The 14,847-nt window shown below is 65.5% G+C and carries 14 protein-coding genes; all 14 read right to left on the bottom strand.

Translation table 11 applies throughout. The annotated features are described in order from the left end of the window. Nucleotide 1 precedes the first annotated feature (1 nt). The 14 genes from EYW47_RS22915 to EYW47_RS22850 all read right to left on the bottom strand — a co-directional run bounded on the left by EYW47_RS22915 (nt 2) and on the right by EYW47_RS22850 (nt 14,663). Nucleotides 2-790, bottom strand: a complete 789-nt coding sequence (locus EYW47_RS22915) for a hypothetical protein (protein WP_205710134.1) — start codon at nt 788-790, stop codon at nt 2-4. 68 nt (nt 791-858) lie between these two features. After that, the gene (locus EYW47_RS22910; protein ID WP_133197125.1) at nt 859-1,350 is read right to left on the bottom strand and encodes a hypothetical protein; all 492 of its coding nucleotides are present in this window, start codon (nt 1,348-1,350) and stop codon (nt 859-861) included. Continuing rightward, entirely contained in the window at nt 1,347-2,081 is a 735-nt protein-coding gene (stbB, locus tag EYW47_RS22905; protein ID WP_238466162.1) for a StbB family protein, read from the bottom strand. Before stbB ends, EYW47_RS22910 begins: the two co-directional genes overlap by 4 nt. 33 nt (nt 2,082-2,114) lie before the next feature. Beyond that, nucleotides 2,115-4,736 carry a DUF5710 domain-containing protein gene (locus EYW47_RS22900; RefSeq protein WP_240763861.1) on the bottom strand — a complete coding sequence of 874 codons (2,622 nt, stop codon included), beginning with the start codon at nt 4,734-4,736 and terminating at the stop codon, nt 2,115-2,117. Between the two features lie 34 nt (nt 4,737-4,770). Beyond that, nucleotides 4,771-7,104: a type IV secretory system conjugative DNA transfer family protein gene (locus EYW47_RS22895; protein ID WP_133197123.1), complete on the bottom strand. Its 2,334-nt coding sequence runs from the start codon at nt 7,102-7,104 to the stop codon at nt 4,771-4,773. Then, nucleotides 7,101-7,868, bottom strand: a complete 768-nt coding sequence (locus EYW47_RS22890; RefSeq protein ID WP_240763860.1) for a FadR/GntR family transcriptional regulator — start codon at nt 7,866-7,868, stop codon at nt 7,101-7,103. The genes EYW47_RS22895 and EYW47_RS22890 overlap by 4 nt, the downstream gene beginning before the upstream one ends. Beyond that, nucleotides 7,865-9,016: an ATPase, T2SS/T4P/T4SS family gene (locus EYW47_RS22885; RefSeq protein ID WP_133197122.1), complete on the bottom strand. Its 1,152-nt coding sequence runs from the start codon at nt 9,014-9,016 to the stop codon at nt 7,865-7,867. The genes EYW47_RS22890 and EYW47_RS22885 overlap by 4 nt, the downstream gene beginning before the upstream one ends. A gap of 22 nt (nt 9,017-9,038) precedes the next feature. Beyond that, nucleotides 9,039-10,262: a type IV secretion system protein VirB10 gene (virB10, locus tag EYW47_RS22880; RefSeq protein WP_133197121.1), complete on the bottom strand. Its 1,224-nt coding sequence runs from the start codon at nt 10,260-10,262 to the stop codon at nt 9,039-9,041. Further along, entirely contained in the window at nt 10,255-11,103 is an 849-nt protein-coding gene (locus EYW47_RS22875) for a TrbG/VirB9 family P-type conjugative transfer protein (protein ID WP_133197120.1), read from the bottom strand. Before EYW47_RS22875 ends, virB10 begins: the two co-directional genes overlap by 8 nt. Continuing rightward, on the bottom strand, nt 11,100-11,999 hold the full coding sequence (locus EYW47_RS22870; RefSeq protein WP_133197119.1) for a VirB8 family type IV secretion system protein: 900 nt from the start codon (nt 11,997-11,999) through the stop codon (nt 11,100-11,102). The genes EYW47_RS22875 and EYW47_RS22870 overlap by 4 nt, the downstream gene beginning before the upstream one ends. Nucleotides 12,000-12,183: 184 nt before the next feature. Next, complete coding sequence (locus EYW47_RS22865) at nt 12,184-12,609, bottom strand: hypothetical protein (RefSeq protein ID WP_240763859.1); 426 nt, start codon at nt 12,607-12,609, stop codon at nt 12,184-12,186. Continuing rightward, nucleotides 12,566-13,504 carry a TrbL/VirB6 family protein gene (locus EYW47_RS22860; protein ID WP_133197118.1) on the bottom strand — a complete coding sequence of 313 codons (939 nt, stop codon included), beginning with the start codon at nt 13,502-13,504 and terminating at the stop codon, nt 12,566-12,568. Before EYW47_RS22860 ends, EYW47_RS22865 begins: the two co-directional genes overlap by 44 nt. Nucleotides 13,505-13,518: 14 nt before the next feature. After that, nucleotides 13,519-14,166, bottom strand: coding sequence for a type IV secretion system protein (locus EYW47_RS22855; RefSeq protein ID WP_133197117.1), 648 nt, complete (start codon nt 14,164-14,166; stop codon nt 13,519-13,521). Between the two features lie 2 nt (nt 14,167-14,168). Next, a complete protein-coding gene (locus EYW47_RS22850; RefSeq protein ID WP_133197116.1) occupies nt 14,169-14,663 on the bottom strand; it encodes a hypothetical protein in 495 nt (164 codons plus the stop codon). Between the last annotated feature and the right edge of the window lie 184 nt (nt 14,664-14,847).

Below are 14,847 nucleotides of genomic sequence, written 5' to 3'. Positions count from 1 at the left end.
ATCAGCCAGGGTTCGCCATGCCGCGACGCAGCTGCCCGGTCCGGGCGGCGCGGCGGGCTTTCGCGCGGGCGCGCCACCAGCCCGGCATGTCCGGCTGGTATTCACAGTCCCGGCCGGCCGCCAGGCACGAGAGCGTCTGCGTGCCGGTCGCGGCCGCCCCAAGATGCCGGCGCACGCGATCACCGAAGGCTTCGCTCGCGACGCTGTGCGTGCCGGATATCCCGCGACCAGTAAAGAACAGGGCGAACAACGGCAGAACGAGCAAAACGATGGGCATGCTCGAGACAAACTGCCGAAGCTCGTGCGGCGAAGCTGTGCGGAACGCCGTGAAAATCGGGGCGACGGCAGCAGGATTGAACAGCGCAATCGCACCCCCCACCTGGAACGCGATAACCGGCCCCAGCAGCAGCACGTTGCCGGGCGCCGCGAGCGACGCGTTAATCAGGATGCCGGGATGACTGACCCGGATGGGCCAGTCGCTGGCCACTTCCCGCTGGATTCTGGCCACCTCGCGGTCCGTGGGCTGCCCCACATGAACATCGTTCATGCGCACGTCCCACACGATTTCCGGCAACGGCCCCTGCGCCGCGCGCCGGACGAGCGAGGCGCGATAGTCACGCTCGCTTCGCAGCACCAGCGTGCTGGTCAAGGACACCGCGCCGCCGGTCAGCGCCGCATACCGCGCCTTGCCCGTGACCATGTCCCCCCAGATCGAGCCGGCCACGCCGGGCGTCAGCGTGGCAAAACACAGCATCGCAACCCTCTTCCAGCTCTCCTGCCTGCGTTCCATGATGTCGTTCTCCACCAACCCTGAAAGATTCCGGTCGCCTGCGACCGGCCGTCCAGTTCGATGCTTCGCTAGATCAGCGTGTGTGCCAGACGCGCGACGATCCAGATGAGCGCGGCGCCTGCGCAGAATGCAATGCCCATGCGCGCGGCAATCGAGCCGGTTGCCGGCACCACGGGCTTCGTGTTGACCGCGCGATCACGCGATTCAACGGCGACCCGCAGCCGCGCGAGTTCGTCCGCCACGTCCGCGGTTGCGGCGCGACGTGCCTGGTCGGCCGCCTTCGCCGCGATCTCGCCGATGAAGGCCTGACGCGACTGCGTGAGCAGCTTCGCCAGCTGCGCGTTCTCCTCGCGCAGCGCCTGCACCGTCGCGGTCAGCTTCTGGTCGGTGGACTCTATCAGCGCGACAACATGGTGCTGCGCGTCCACCACCTTCATCTGCTCAATCAGGATCTCCGCGAGCACGGCCAGCTCGTTGGACGCCGGCATCGTGGCGATCAGCTGGCCCAGGCGCTCCGACGCCTTGCCCGCGTGATCCGGTTGCGGCGTCGGCTCGTTCATGCATCGACTCCCGCCATCAGCGCGTTGAACGCCTGATCAAGCAGCGGCTCGATGGACAACGCCTTGCGTTTGAGGCCGACCAGCCGCACGAGACGGTCCTTCTCGGAGGCGGTCGGGGCGTCGATCAGCTGCGCCTTGTAGTCCACCCCGTCTGTCGCGATATCGTGGATCGTGCGGCCCGCTGCCGCTGCAAGCGTGAAGACGTCATTCTTCGGCACAAGCGCATCGTGGTTCAGCCAGAAGGAAGCATCGTGCTCGTGCAGCTCAAACAACTGTCCGAAGAGCCGGCGCAGCGTCACCTCGCGAGCCTCGCTCTTCACCAGCTCGACCTTGTTCAGCAGCACGCGGATTCGTTTGGGATCCACTCCGAGATCCGCGAGCAGGTTGATCGTCTTCATCGTGTCCTTCATCTGCTTGCTCTCCGGTTCGACCGGCACGATGAAACACGTGTAATCCTCCTGCGCCCCTTCGGACGAGTCGAGGCGATTGAGATATTCCTCGACGTTCGACGCACCGATATCGACCAGCAGCGCCCGGCCGAGCATCAGCTCGCCGTGCAGTTCGTCAAAGCGGGCGGCAATCATCACCTCGACCCTGGGGCCCGCCGAGTCATCGGTATTGATCGACTCGACCTGGCGCACCGACATATGCGGCATCCGTGGCGCGAGCAGTTCGCGGGTCACGGTGGTCTTGCCGACGTTGCCGGAGCAGTTCACGATGGCAATATTCATTTCGGAATCCTCATAAACTGGAGTGGGTGACGCCTACATTGCGATCGTCGCCGGGTCACCCGTCTGCTGCTGATCAGGCTTCGGGCTGTTTGACGGTCCCGGCGCCGGCGCGGCCTTCGGCGCCGTCCAGGCTGCGTGCAGTTCGGCCGCGCGCCGGTCGATCTCGGCGGCGCCGGCGTCACGGCTCAACTCGCCCCGGGTAATACGCGCCTCGATCTCGGTGCCCGCCTGGATGCGCGCGTCGAACCGGCGAATCACCTCCGCCCGCATGCGCGCGGGCGCCCGCTCGAGCGACTTTTCGAGCACCTCGCGCAACTGCGCGACGGTCTTCGGTGCTTCGCCGGGCGCCGCCGCTGCGCTCGCCGCTACCGGCGCGGTGCTGGCCGTCGCCTGCGGTTTCGTGTTTGCCTGGGCGGGCGACGGATCCGCGCCCGCCGGGCTGGCCTTCGGCGCGGGGGCCGGCGCAGGCGACGCCCCGGCCCGGATCGTCAGCGCCGCGCGTTCACGCCTGGCCGCCTCGAGCAGGGCCTCGTCGCTTTCGGCCGGTTTGAAGCCCTTCACGTCCACACCCGCGAGGGACGCTTCGATCCACGCATTGCGGCGGAACGTTCCGCTGCCGCGCACGACGATCATGTCCCAGTTCTTGGCCTTCGCCACCGCGACCATGTCGGCAATCGTTGCGCGATCGTTCTGCCGGGAGTTCAGGCGTGCGCCGACGTCCTCAAAGTGCGGCTGCGTGACCGGTGTCGCATCCGGCTGCGTATCTGATTGCCCCGCCGGCTTCGCCTCCATGGCATCGAGCTTCCAGAACCGGCCGTCCTTCACCATGTAGCGCGACGCAACGTGGGCAGGCACGTCGTAGCCGTCTTTCGTCACCACCGGCTTGCGGGAGGCCGGATCGGTGCCGATCTGGTTGTCGCGGGTGTCGGTGCTACGCGCCTGGCCTGCCCGGCGCGAAGCGGCCGGTGCGCCGGCGCCGCCGCCCTCCGGCACTGGCGCCGGCTTGCCCTGTTCGCGCAGCAGCTTCCCGGCGGCTGCATGATCGCCTTCCCGCACCGTGCGCACACGCTCCAGATCCTGCGCCGACACGGTGTCAGCCTCCGGCCGCTGCGGGTCGTTCGCCGGATTCCTGGCGTCGGGTTCGTTCTGCGCAGGCGTCTGCGCGCGCTGGACCTGCGTGTCGAGCACGCCGGACACCGCCGCAGCCTCCATCGCCGTATCGTTGGCGGCCTGCCCCGGCCGGGCGACGGGCTCATTCGCGACCGCGGCAGTGGCGGCCGATGGCTCAACGTGCGGGTTGCCCGGCTTGCCCGGTACCGCGCTTTCCGTCAGACCGCGCCGGCGCATCGCGTCATCAATCGCCGCATGGTCAATCACCGTATCGCCGACGTCGGCAAACGTCACCGCGTCGCCCCCGGCCTTGACCGCCGGCGCCTCCTGCGGCACGGACGGGACGTCAACCTGCCGGTCAAGCGCTTCGCGAACGTGCGACACGAACGCAGTCCGTGCGGGCGGGGACAGGAACGCAAGCTCCTGATCGAGCGCTGCGGCAACTTCAGGCGCGCTCCGGCCTTTGCCGAACTCATCCTGGATACGCCCGGTCAGCCCGCGATAGTCGGCAAGGTCCTTTGCCACCATCGACCAGTTGGTGCTGTCTGCCTGGTCACGACCGGCAGCAAATACCGCCTCCCCAGGCGCGAACACTTCGGCGATGTCCGCGAAGGTGGCGAAGCCGTCGTCGCGCTCCGGCTCATGATGGCGATGCGGGTGTTGCGGCCCGATACCGGCCACGTCCACCGGAAGCTCGTCCTCCGGCGGCCCGGAATCCGTCACGTCGCGCGCGGGCGTGCGCCCGTCGACCTCCATCGGGCTCAGCCCTGCCTCATCACGGAGCCTGTTCAGCGCCTCGGCCGCGCGCGGCGGCAGCGCCTGCGCCGCAAACCCGGTGCCGGTGCGGATCTGCTCACCGATCGCGCGCTCACCGTCGACCGGGTTACCCGACCTGCGCCACGCGTCGCGATGGATCGTTTCGAGCCGTTGTTCGAGGGCCAGTATCCGGGTGACCTCGGCCCCATGCAGCGTGACCGCCGTCGTGATGGACTGGACCATTTCACGATAGCGGCGGCCAAGCGCTGCATCGTCGAGCTTCGGACGTGCAGCTTGCTGGTCAGCCCGCGCGCCCGGTTCCGGCGACCGGGACTCGCCTTGCGCATACAGATGCTGCCGGTCGGCGAAATACCGGTGCCGCGCCTGCAGGCCAGCCTTGCGTACCCCGTCGATCATGTCGAACGCCGACGCGCCCTGCGCACGCAGGCGGTCCCGGGCTTCCAGCCCCGCCTTTTCCGCGGCGGCCTGCACGGAGTCCCGCACGAACGCGCGGGACTCTTCGAGCGGTTGCCCCATCAGTGCGCTCAGCCGCACGGCTTCGCGCTCGATGTCGGCCTCACTCCCCAACCAGGCCCGCGGCTGGTCCCGCGCCGCGTCAGGTGTACCTGGCGCACCCTGCGCTGCCTGCAGTCCGGCTGCCGTCATCCAGCGTGCAAACGGCGCAACGTCGGCCCCGCCCGGCACGTACCACTTCTTCGAGCGCCGGTCGAATTTCGCGCCCAGCCCGCGTGCCGCCTCTTTCTCCCTGAAGGGCACGTCCAGATACATCCGCCCGCCTCGCTGTGATTCAGGCCTGTTCCGGTCAGCCATGTGATACCTCCTTTACCTCGGTGTCCGCCGGCGCCGCAGACGCGGGCGCCGGCCCAATCTGCCCCTGGTCAGCGTCGTCCGCTTCTGCCACGCTGAAATCGATGCGGATGCCGGCGAGCATTTCGCGCACGTCGTCGCGCATCACGACGCCGAGTTCGCTCAGATCGGCCTCGAAGCCGGTGAGCACCATGCCCGTTGCTAGCGGTCCGGGTGTGCGCTGGTCGAGCGCGAGAAGTTCGGCCGCGGTCAGCGGCTTCGCACCGGCCTGCCGTGCAAGACGGATTTCGCCCGCGGCCTTCGCAGACAGCGCCGCGTGATACGTTGCCGGGTTGTGCGTCGGGATGCCGGTCGCGCGCAACTCCCCGGCCTGCCAGGCGGCCTTGATTTCCTCTTCGGTGGGCAGGCGATTGTCGATCGCGGCGAGCAGCGGACTGACCGAGCGCATGCGGTCGATAAAGAGATCGTCCTCGTAATAGGTCGCCTTCTCGCACAGGATCGGCCGCTGGAAGCCGAGCACGATTTCCTCGTGCTGCTCCATGCGCTTGAGTTCCTGGTCGAGCATCAGCGCGCGGCCCTGATCCGATGTGCTCGTGCCCGTCGACGTGTTGCGGCCGTGGTTGCGGCTCTTCGAGGTCGCCTTCTCGGTGAAGGTGCCCAGCGTCTCGGACAGCTCCTTTGCGTCGGCCTGATTGCCCGGCGCATATGCGACCAGTACCGCGTGATTGGTAATCAGCGTGCGCGCCCCGGCCGGGCCGTACAGCTCGTTCGGCTCCAGCTGCGCCTTCGACTGCAGGATCGTGAGCAGGCGAATCCAGTAGCCCGCGACGAACGCATTGCCCTTGTCGAGCACTTCGATGCGACCGAGCGCCGTAATTTCGTCCCCGACAGCCAGGCACTGATATTTGATCGCCGGATCTTCACCGGGTAGCACGTCGAGGTTGTCCTCGATCAGCTGCGTGTAGAAGAGATTGCCGAGGAGGCTCGCGACAGCGAGCTCCCGCACCGGCAGCACGATGTAGATCGACATCAGTTCCCGGCGCACACGGTCCAGCTCGAAGTCGCAGGCGCTCGTCGCCTGGTCGACGATCGGGTTGCTGAAGAGGCGCAGCCCCGCATTGAACGTCGCGACGATGTTCAGCATCGTCTCGTCAGGCGAGGCCAGCACGCGCGAGAGCGCACCGAGGCAGTCCCCCGACAGCGGCACGCCCTTCTGCGGCTCGTGCTGCATCAACTCCGACAGGTGCTCACGCACCTTTTTGTCGGGCGTGGTCGCAAGGCGCAGCACCTGGCCGAACGTGCAGTCGCCAGTCATCTCCATCAGATACAGCGCAAGCCCCATGAACAGGTCGGCAGCCTGTTCGTAGAAGAACTTGTTACGCCCGTCGGTGGTGTGATACAGGCGCGCGGCGATCGCCTGCAGGCGACCCACGCGCACGAACGCCGGACTCTTCGCAATCTTGAACAGGGGATTCCAGCGGTGCGTCAACCCCTTCTGGTCGAACGGGGCCCAGCGGACCACCTGCTGGCCGCAGGCCTGCCGGTAACGCGAGGTCAGGTCGAAGTTCTCGCCCTTTACGTCGAGACACGCAACCGAGTCCGGAAAGGTGAGCAGATTCGGGATCACGATGGCCACGCCCTTGCGTGAGCGTGTGCGTGCGGCCACCATCACGAACTCCGTGCCACGAAAGGTCAGATACCTGCCCTTGTACCTGCCGACGATGATCGAGGGATCGCGGTCATCGTCCCGGCGGCTCCCCCCGCGGTTTCCCCTGTGGCGCCTGCGGCCGTTCGCCTCGTCGAGCAGGCCGTAGCGTCGAATCTCGTAGCCGTAGGCGAAGCGTGCATCGCCGTGCAGCTCGCGCTTCGGTTTCGTGACCAGCGCCGCGACGATCGCCGCAACCGGCAGCAGCGGCACGATCACCGATACCACGGTGGCCATCTGCAGCGAACGTTTCACCGCCTTCACGTCGCCCCAGGCATGCCAGTAGTCCCGCAGCGTCCAGAGGCCGATCGCGGAGTCCGGCAGCTTTTCCAGCTTTGCGAACACCAGCGCGCCCACGAACTGGCCCGCGACCGCGAGACCGGCCACGATCACGAGCGCAAGCAGGGCAGCCGCGATGATGCGCTCAGCGAGCGTCGCGGTTTTCAGCAGCACTGCGCTCGCGCATACGCCCCACAGCAGGCACGCGACGACGACGAGGCCGGCCACTGCGCCGATCTCTCCCGGATCGGTGATCGCGTCGAGATGAAGCAGGCGGGCGGCACCGGACACCACTGCGCCGGACAGCACGCCCAGCACGCCGGCTATGAGAAGACGGGCCTTCATGCTGACGCCCCCACAGATCCCCGATGAACATACGTATTGCCCGCCCGTGGCAGATCCCAGCCGTTCAGGCGTTCAACGCCCTCGTGGGCGGCCACCGGATTGCCGTTACGGATGGCCGCCTCGAGGAGTGCGAGCGCCTGGCGCTCACCGTCGGCCATCTCCGGCGCGCCAGGATCCGGATCCACCGTCTCCCCCAGCGGCGGCACAAGGCACGTCAGCTGCTGCAAGAACTGGTTGGGGCTCGCGGCAAGGATCGCCACATGCAGTTCGCGACGTGCGGCGGCGTAGCCGGCCAGCGAGGTCGACACCAGCCGCGCGGCGCTGGCCACCATGATCCGCGCGCGTTGCCGCGGGCTCGCATGTCGCGCCACCTCAGCTGCAGCAACCGGCTCAAGCACGCGCAGAATCTCGGCGAGGTCCACCACGAAGGACGGATCCGTTGCGCGGGCGAGGCGCCAGGCCACCACATGCCGGTCGACGATCTGCCACTGCCGCTCATCGAGCACGCGTGAACCCACCCTCGTACGCACATCGACCACGCCGCGCGCGACGAGCTGGTTGACCGCCTCGCGCAGCAGGGTCCGGCTCACGCCCAGTTCCTGGGCGAGTATTCCCTGCGGTGGCAGCGCGCCGTTCGCATCGCACATGGCCGGAATCTGCCGCGCCAGGCGATCCGCTGCGGCGTGCGTCTGCCGCTCCAGGGCTTCGAGGCCGGCGTGTGCGTCGCCGTTCATGATGACGGGATCGTTTGCGACAGCTTTCATGCATCCCCCCGCAGCAGCTTCATTTTCGTGACCGGATCGAACCAGATTTCCGTCAGGTCCCGGTTCTCCATGAATAGCACGACGTCGACCGTCGTGCGGATCTCGCGCATCAGGTAGTCAAACGGCAGCGTCTGTCCCACCGGACTTTGCTTCACGAGCGTGGCGATGCGTGCCAGCGCCGCGATCGAGTCGTTCGCGTGCACCGTCGTCAAGCCGCCCTGGTGGCCGGTGTTGAGCAGGGTCAGGTAGTCCCACGTTTCGTCACCGCGCAGCTCGGCCAGCAACACGCGATCGAACTTCATTCGCAGCGTCGCCTTTACAATGCGCCGCGCGGAAATCGCCTCGCTGTAGAACAGATGCACGTGGTTTCGATGCAGCGGCAACGGCAGTTCGTGGGTATCCTCGATCGTCGCGAGGCGCGCCTCGTGCGGAATGATCGGAATCAGGTCGGCCAGTGCCTTCATCAGCGTGGTCTTGCCGGAGCCAGTACCGCCCACGAGCACGATGTTCAGCCGGTTCAGGACGGCGAGCGTCAGAAACCGCACCACGTCGCGCTGCGCAAGCGCGTCGAGCATGTCCTGCTGGAACTGCGCGAGTCCATACGCATTCAGCGCGCGGGCCGGATCGAAAACCGCGGTGGCCCGGCCAACATCGATGCCCTCCGAGCCAGCCCGTGCCGTCGCCGCCTCGATGTCGCCCTCCGTCAGTGCCCCACCGCCGTTCAGTCCACCCCGGACCACATCACGGAACCGGTCAAACCGTCCTGCGTCCGCCCATTCCTGCACCGAATAGCGCGTCGAGCTCGGCACACGGATCGTCATCGACACCGTGCCCGGCTCGCACGCGGGCGGAATCACGATCTGGCCGCGCTCGCCGTCGGGCAGGCGCACCGGCTTTTCCGGCTCGGCCGCCGACAGCGCAGGCTTCGCCTTGTTGTAGATCGCCAGTGCCGGCGCGAACTGCATCAGCATTTCGAGCGACGCGTTCGGCAGCGCATGGCGTTGCCAGCCGTCGCGCGTTTCGGTCCAGCCTTCATACGGCCGGTTGATAGCCAGCTCCGTGACGCCAGGCGTTTCCAGCAATCCGGCGATGCCCAGTGTCCCGAGATGACTGCGTACCGTGACACTGTCGTCATATCGCATGTTCATAAGCACTCCGCATGAAGTTGGATCATGGCGTCGCCAGCTCGTACACACCGGAAAAGTCGACGTCGCGCGCGACGAAAATCGTCGTCATCGATCCGTATTTCGAATAGGCGGTCGGCGGCACGTTGATGGTGTTGCGCAGCGCTTCGGCCGCCACCTCGCCACCGGCATTCGTCGTGTTGTTGAACTGGATGCCGTTGCTGCCGCTGCCCGAGTTCGCTGCAATGGTCGACAGCGCCTGACCGGCGTCGCTGATCAGGCTGACCATCATGGCGCCGCCAAACCGCGTCCAGAAGTGGTTGTCGACGTAGGCGGGCAGGCCACTGCCGCCGAGCGCATCGGCCGCCGGCGAATCGAGCTCCACCTTCACGCCATCGGGCGTCGTCAGGCGCGTCCAGATCACGAAGATCCGCGCCTGACCTTGCATCAGCGCCTGGCGCTGCTCGCCCAGCACCTCCGATCCCCGCTCGATTAGCAGCACCTTGCCGTTCGCCGAGTAGACGTCCTTCGACACGTGACAGGCGGTCATGCCCGGGTAGTCGGTGACGATCTCCGCGCCCTGCACGCACGGAATCGTGGTGCCCGCGATCAGCAAAAAGTCGCGCGACGGCATCAGTTCGGCCTTGACCGTCGCCAGCTTCGACGGCTGCAGCTTGCCGTCCAGGCCATCCTTCGCGAAGTCGGGATGCTGGGCGGTCAAACCGGCGAGACCAGGCAAGCCACCCGCGCCGGCGGCACCCGGCATCTTCTGGTCATTGTTGAAGTTGAGCAGCACGTCCCCGTCGAGCTTGCGCTGCGCGGCCGTCTCGACCGCACTGGCTGCAGTCGCCGCGGCGGCACCGTTTCCGCCCGCGGCCGTCGCCTGCGTCGCGCTTGCGGCATCCGCATGGGCCGGCGTCGAAAGCGCCGCACTGGCAGCGGCCGCCGCCGAGCCCATCGCAGCCTCCTCGGCCCGCTGCTTCTCGATCTTCGCCTGGTCGCGCCCAAAGTCGTGCCGGTCATCCGAGGGCTTTTCCTTTTGCGCTTCGACACGGGCCGCCTCGGACTCCGCATGCTGCTGCGCCGACCAGCGTTTGATCGCGACACCCACCGCAATCGCGCCGAACAGCATGACCAGCACGATCCCGAGGACAATCGGCAGCAGGCGGAACGGGCTTTTGCGCTTCGTGCGGCCAACACCCGGCACGCCGCGCTCGCCGATGCCGGCCGGCTCGACCGGCGACGGGTTCAGGTTGATTTCGTCACTCACCACTCGCCTCCTTCTGTTTCACGAGCCGCACCGTGTCCGGAATCGTCGTGCCTGTCGGGTTCAGCTGGCCGTCGGGCCGGTATGCGTTGTTGCGGATGCCGAGCACGGCATCGCCCACGCGCAGGTTGAAGCCCGGCGCCGTGTCGTGCACGACGAGCACGGGTCCGCGCACGTCGTCGGGATTCACGAGCGCTTCCTTGCCGTCCGCGAACACGCGGTAGATCTGCGGCAGGTCGCGGCTCGTCCTGAACTCGAAGTAGGTAAAGCGGCCGTCATCCCACAGCGCGGTCGGCGCGAGTGTCGTATCGCCGTGCATGTCGTAGTTGAAGTTGCCCGTGCCCGGCGCGCTGACGGTCTGCGCAAGCAGTGCCCGCGCTTCGGCCGAGCGCACGGCAGCGGCTGCCGACTCCTTCGCACGCGTGTCCGGGTAATCGAAGGTCAGCGACCACACCGCCTGCTCGCGCCTGGTGACAGGAACCAGCTTCAGCACGTAGCGCCGCCGGTTCGTGAGCAGGATCAGGTTGGTAGCGGCCTGCGCAGCTTTCGGCTTGAAGAAGAAGCCGTTGCCAGCCGGCCCCGCGGACCAGGCCTTGCCGTCGCCCATGCCACCGCCGTCGATTTTTTCGCCTTTCTCGAAGATGAGGACCGTCGCCTCGCCTGGCCGGTACGCGATCCGGTACGTCTCGGTTGGGTCGTACACCGCGCACGCAACATGGGGGTCGCTCCCGCACGGGCCCGGTATCACTTCAGCCACAGCCGGTCGTGCCAGGGTGGCCAGCACGGCCGCGATCGTCAACACACCCGCCGGCGCGCGGAACGTGTTCTGGAACCGCGCTTTCATTGTCTCGCCCCTCCCTGCACATCCGACGGTGCCGACGGCGCCGACTGGGACGACGTGGCCGCCGACGGCATCGGCGCCACGCCGTCCGTCGTGCTGCTGCGGGTCCAGTCACGATCGACCGAGTAGCTGGTGACACGAAATCCGGTCGGATTGCGCACCTGCTCATCGCTTCTGGTCGGCAGATCGCCCATCTCATAGGTGATCGTCGCGACCCAGTACTCCGTCGTGGGCGGCGTCGGTGTCGAACTCCCCTGCGTCGACAGCGAAATGATCTTCTTCGAGAAGAACACCTGCGCGGTCGAGCCGACAAACGTAATCGCACCGGGTTGTGCCACCACGCGGTATTTGTCGGTCAGCACGTTTTGCGGCGCGTTCTTGCGGCTGTACAGCGCCGCGTACTCCGTCTGCTCGCGCGGGGAGTTCATCAGCGATACGGTGTCGTAGTCGTCCTGGATCGTGTACCAGTCGTACCGCTCGCGCAGTTCGACGTACTTGCGCAGTGCTGCGCGCAACTCGAGTTCACCGAATGTCACGGTCCCGCTGTGCGCGACGTCGATCACCTGCACGTCGCCGGTCGCGGTGTTGTCCTTGATGATCACTGGCGGTGACGGTCTCTTTAGTTGTACTAAAGCTGCTGAGCCAAGAATGGAAGCCAGCGCAACAAGCATGGCGCCACCCGCGACACGCCAGGCGATCTTCGTCATATTCTCCTGCAGCTGCTGCCGGGACTTCTCGAAGGAGAGCGCTTCCCTGAAAAATGTACGCGCCATCTCGCGCGGGTCAGCGTCGGCGAGCTTCGCCGCGAGGTCCTGCAGCGCAGCCGCGGAATTGGCGTCGGTCGCAGTCGCGGCTGGCTCAGCCTGCGCTTTGGCCGTCTTCCCCGGAATCCATTTCATTGCGCACTCCCCTGTGTCGCATGGTTCACGGGCATCCACGGCCCCTCAGGTTGCGTCGGCTTTGGCGCCGACGAGCACGCTGCAAGCAGCGCGGCGCTGCAAAGCACGACGATGAATTTCATTTCAATCTCCGGTTGAGTTGTACCGCCCGCCGTCGCTGGCTGCTCCGGCGGGCCGTCGCTCTTTACTTCGCGCGCACGAACTCTGACCCAGGCGTAACGAGATGGCCGGTCGATTTGTCGATCGTCATTGCATATTGAATCGCGGCACTGACAATCATCTTTCCGTCCACAACGGTGGCTGGCTGTTGACGCGTTATCGTTCCGACCTTGCTGCCGTCGTCGTTGTATTGATCCTCATGGTGCGAGACATAGAAATCGTTGCCGCTACCGTTTTTACTAATGACGATTTCGCTGTAGTCTTGCCCATTAACACGCGTCCATTTCCCAAGGTATTGGTCGCCGTCACTCTTGCCGCAGCCGAACTGCGTTAGAGCCACCACAACCGTGATTGCCGCCGTCACGAACCGGATTAACCTCATCGATTCCTCCTGGTAGTAGTCAAAATCACGCGCGCCCAAGCGAGTTGCCCGACGCACCCGATGATCCACCGCCGGCTCCGCCCGAGAACTTCATCGCCCTCATGACCATGCTGGCCGCATTGCCGATCTTACCGACCATCGAAGAGATGCCCACGCCACCTGCCAGTTGCGAGGCGAGAGACGGCATGCTCAACGACACCACGATGAACACCAGCCCCGCACCGATGATCTTTCCTTCAATCGCATAGGTCAGCATTACGTTATGCACGTCGAATGCCTTGGGCAGCACGGAAGTCATGAAACTCACCTCGATTGCACCAACCGCGCCGAACAGCGCGACGAGCAGGCCATAGTTCAGGCACTGCCCGACCCAGTTCTGGAAAAACTGGCGCGTTGCCGGAAACAGCGCAGCAACGACGAAGGCCGGACCGAGCGCGAGCAGCAACCCCAGTGCGAACTTCGCGAGGATGATGTAGGCGGCCGCAATCGCAAGGAACGGCACGCCGACCAGGAGGATGCAGATTGCGAGCACCGAGACCTCGATATAGAGGCCAATGTCGCTCCATGTCAGCCCCGCGTACATTGTCTTTATCGCGGATATATAGAGGTTCAACAGCGTATCCAGCCCGTTGCTCAGACTGTTGCCCCCCATCAATGCCGTACTCAGATCATCGCCAAGGCCGTTGAAGAACGGCACGACGTACTCGCTGTAGTAGCTGATGTTCATCCCGAGTGTGAGCACAGCAGCCCACCCCGCCGTCTTCAGCAGAAAGTCGGATATCGGGCTGTCGTTGTGGCCACGCCAGTACGACAGCAGGACGAGCAGGACGTAGAGGCTGAAGCACGCGGCGACCAGGGGACTGATCAGCGAGATCATCCGGGCCGAGCCGGTGTTGATCGTGTTCAGCACGTTCTGGTCGAACGAGTTGAACATATCGGTGAAGATCGTCAGTTGCGTGGCCATGTTCGCGCTCCGCGTTATTGATCGGCGTTGTCGTCGTTCAGGCGACTCTGCATGCCGTTATGCGCAGCCTGCTGTGCGAGCTCCTTCTCCGCGTCCTGAAGCCGCCCAGCGAGATCCAGCTGCATCTTTTCCGCGTTAATCGACGAAATCTCCGCCGACCACCGGTTCTGCAGATCGGCCTTTTCGGCCGGGTCCTGCGTCAGGTTCGACTGCTGCATCAGCTGCTGGATGTTGGTCAGCCGGTCGATCGACGCCTGATAGGCGCGCATCACCATCGCCTTGTTGGCAGCCAGCGTATCGTTCAGGCGCTGCTGGCCGGGCGTGTACGCGGTCATCCCCTCCTGGCTCTCGATGGTGCTGGCGAGGCCACTGATGCCGTTCAACTGCCCGCTCTTCACTTCGTCATAAACCGACTGCCATTGATCCGGCAGGAAGTTGCGCAGCGACGCGTCATTGAGAATGTTCCCCAGGCCGCGATTGCCGATCGTCGATGCGTACTGGTTCGAGATCAGGCTGTATTGCTGTTCCAGCTGCTTGACGGTCAGGATCGCCTGCCCGACCGCCTGCAGGTCGAGCACCGGAACACCCTGCGCGTGCGCGGTCTGCGTGGAGCAGAAAGCCGCGAGCACCGCAGCGCCGGTCAGTTTCCGAATGGTTTTCATCGTCATGCTCCGTGGCTGGACTGATGTTGCTGGCGAACCATCGCCAGTACGTCGAGGTCGTGCGGCACGATTGGCCAGTGCTGACGGTGAATCGCATCGAGATACGCCAGCGCCCCCGGGAAATCCGTGTTCTGCTCCTCCAGATCGGCAGGTGTAAGGTCGATGGGTCGATAGGGGTTGACCGGACGGGAACGAGACAGGGCCATTCGATCCACCGTGGCGGTCGCGAACAGGCCTATCGCCACGCCCTCAACCACCAGAGTGCCGAAATCAACATGGCTTCCGTGCCATGTACCGATGCGGGAAATGTGGAGCCTGTACATGCATGCAGCACCCACAAGGGCCGCAATGGCAAAGAGCAGGACTCCGAACCTGATGCGTCGCACACAGTTCTTCCTGTCCCACATCCGGTCGTGCTCATCCGCCCACTGCCTGAGCTGCTCGCGTGTGGCGGGCCCGATAGCCGACGCGAGATGCAGTTCGTCGATCGTCGTCATTCAACCTATATGAACGCGTCCCGTTTGCAACAGTTGTCTTGTGTTTTGATAGACAGGATGGGCTGCAGCTCTATATCCGGCCTTCTTGCAGCCGGTGTTGCCGCTGCTGGCCCCTATGAAATCCGCTGACTCGCGCCTCATTCTCCTCGCGAGCTCGGAGCTCTCGGTTGAATTCAGGTTTAGC

Origin of the sequence: Paraburkholderia silviterrae (assembly GCF_004353915.1) — a bacterium.
Classification (GTDB): domain Bacteria; phylum Pseudomonadota; class Gammaproteobacteria; order Burkholderiales; family Burkholderiaceae; genus Paraburkholderia; species Paraburkholderia silviterrae.
The sequence above is the reverse complement of the archived record's forward strand: the minus strand, read 5'-3'. Positions and strand labels throughout refer to the sequence as shown.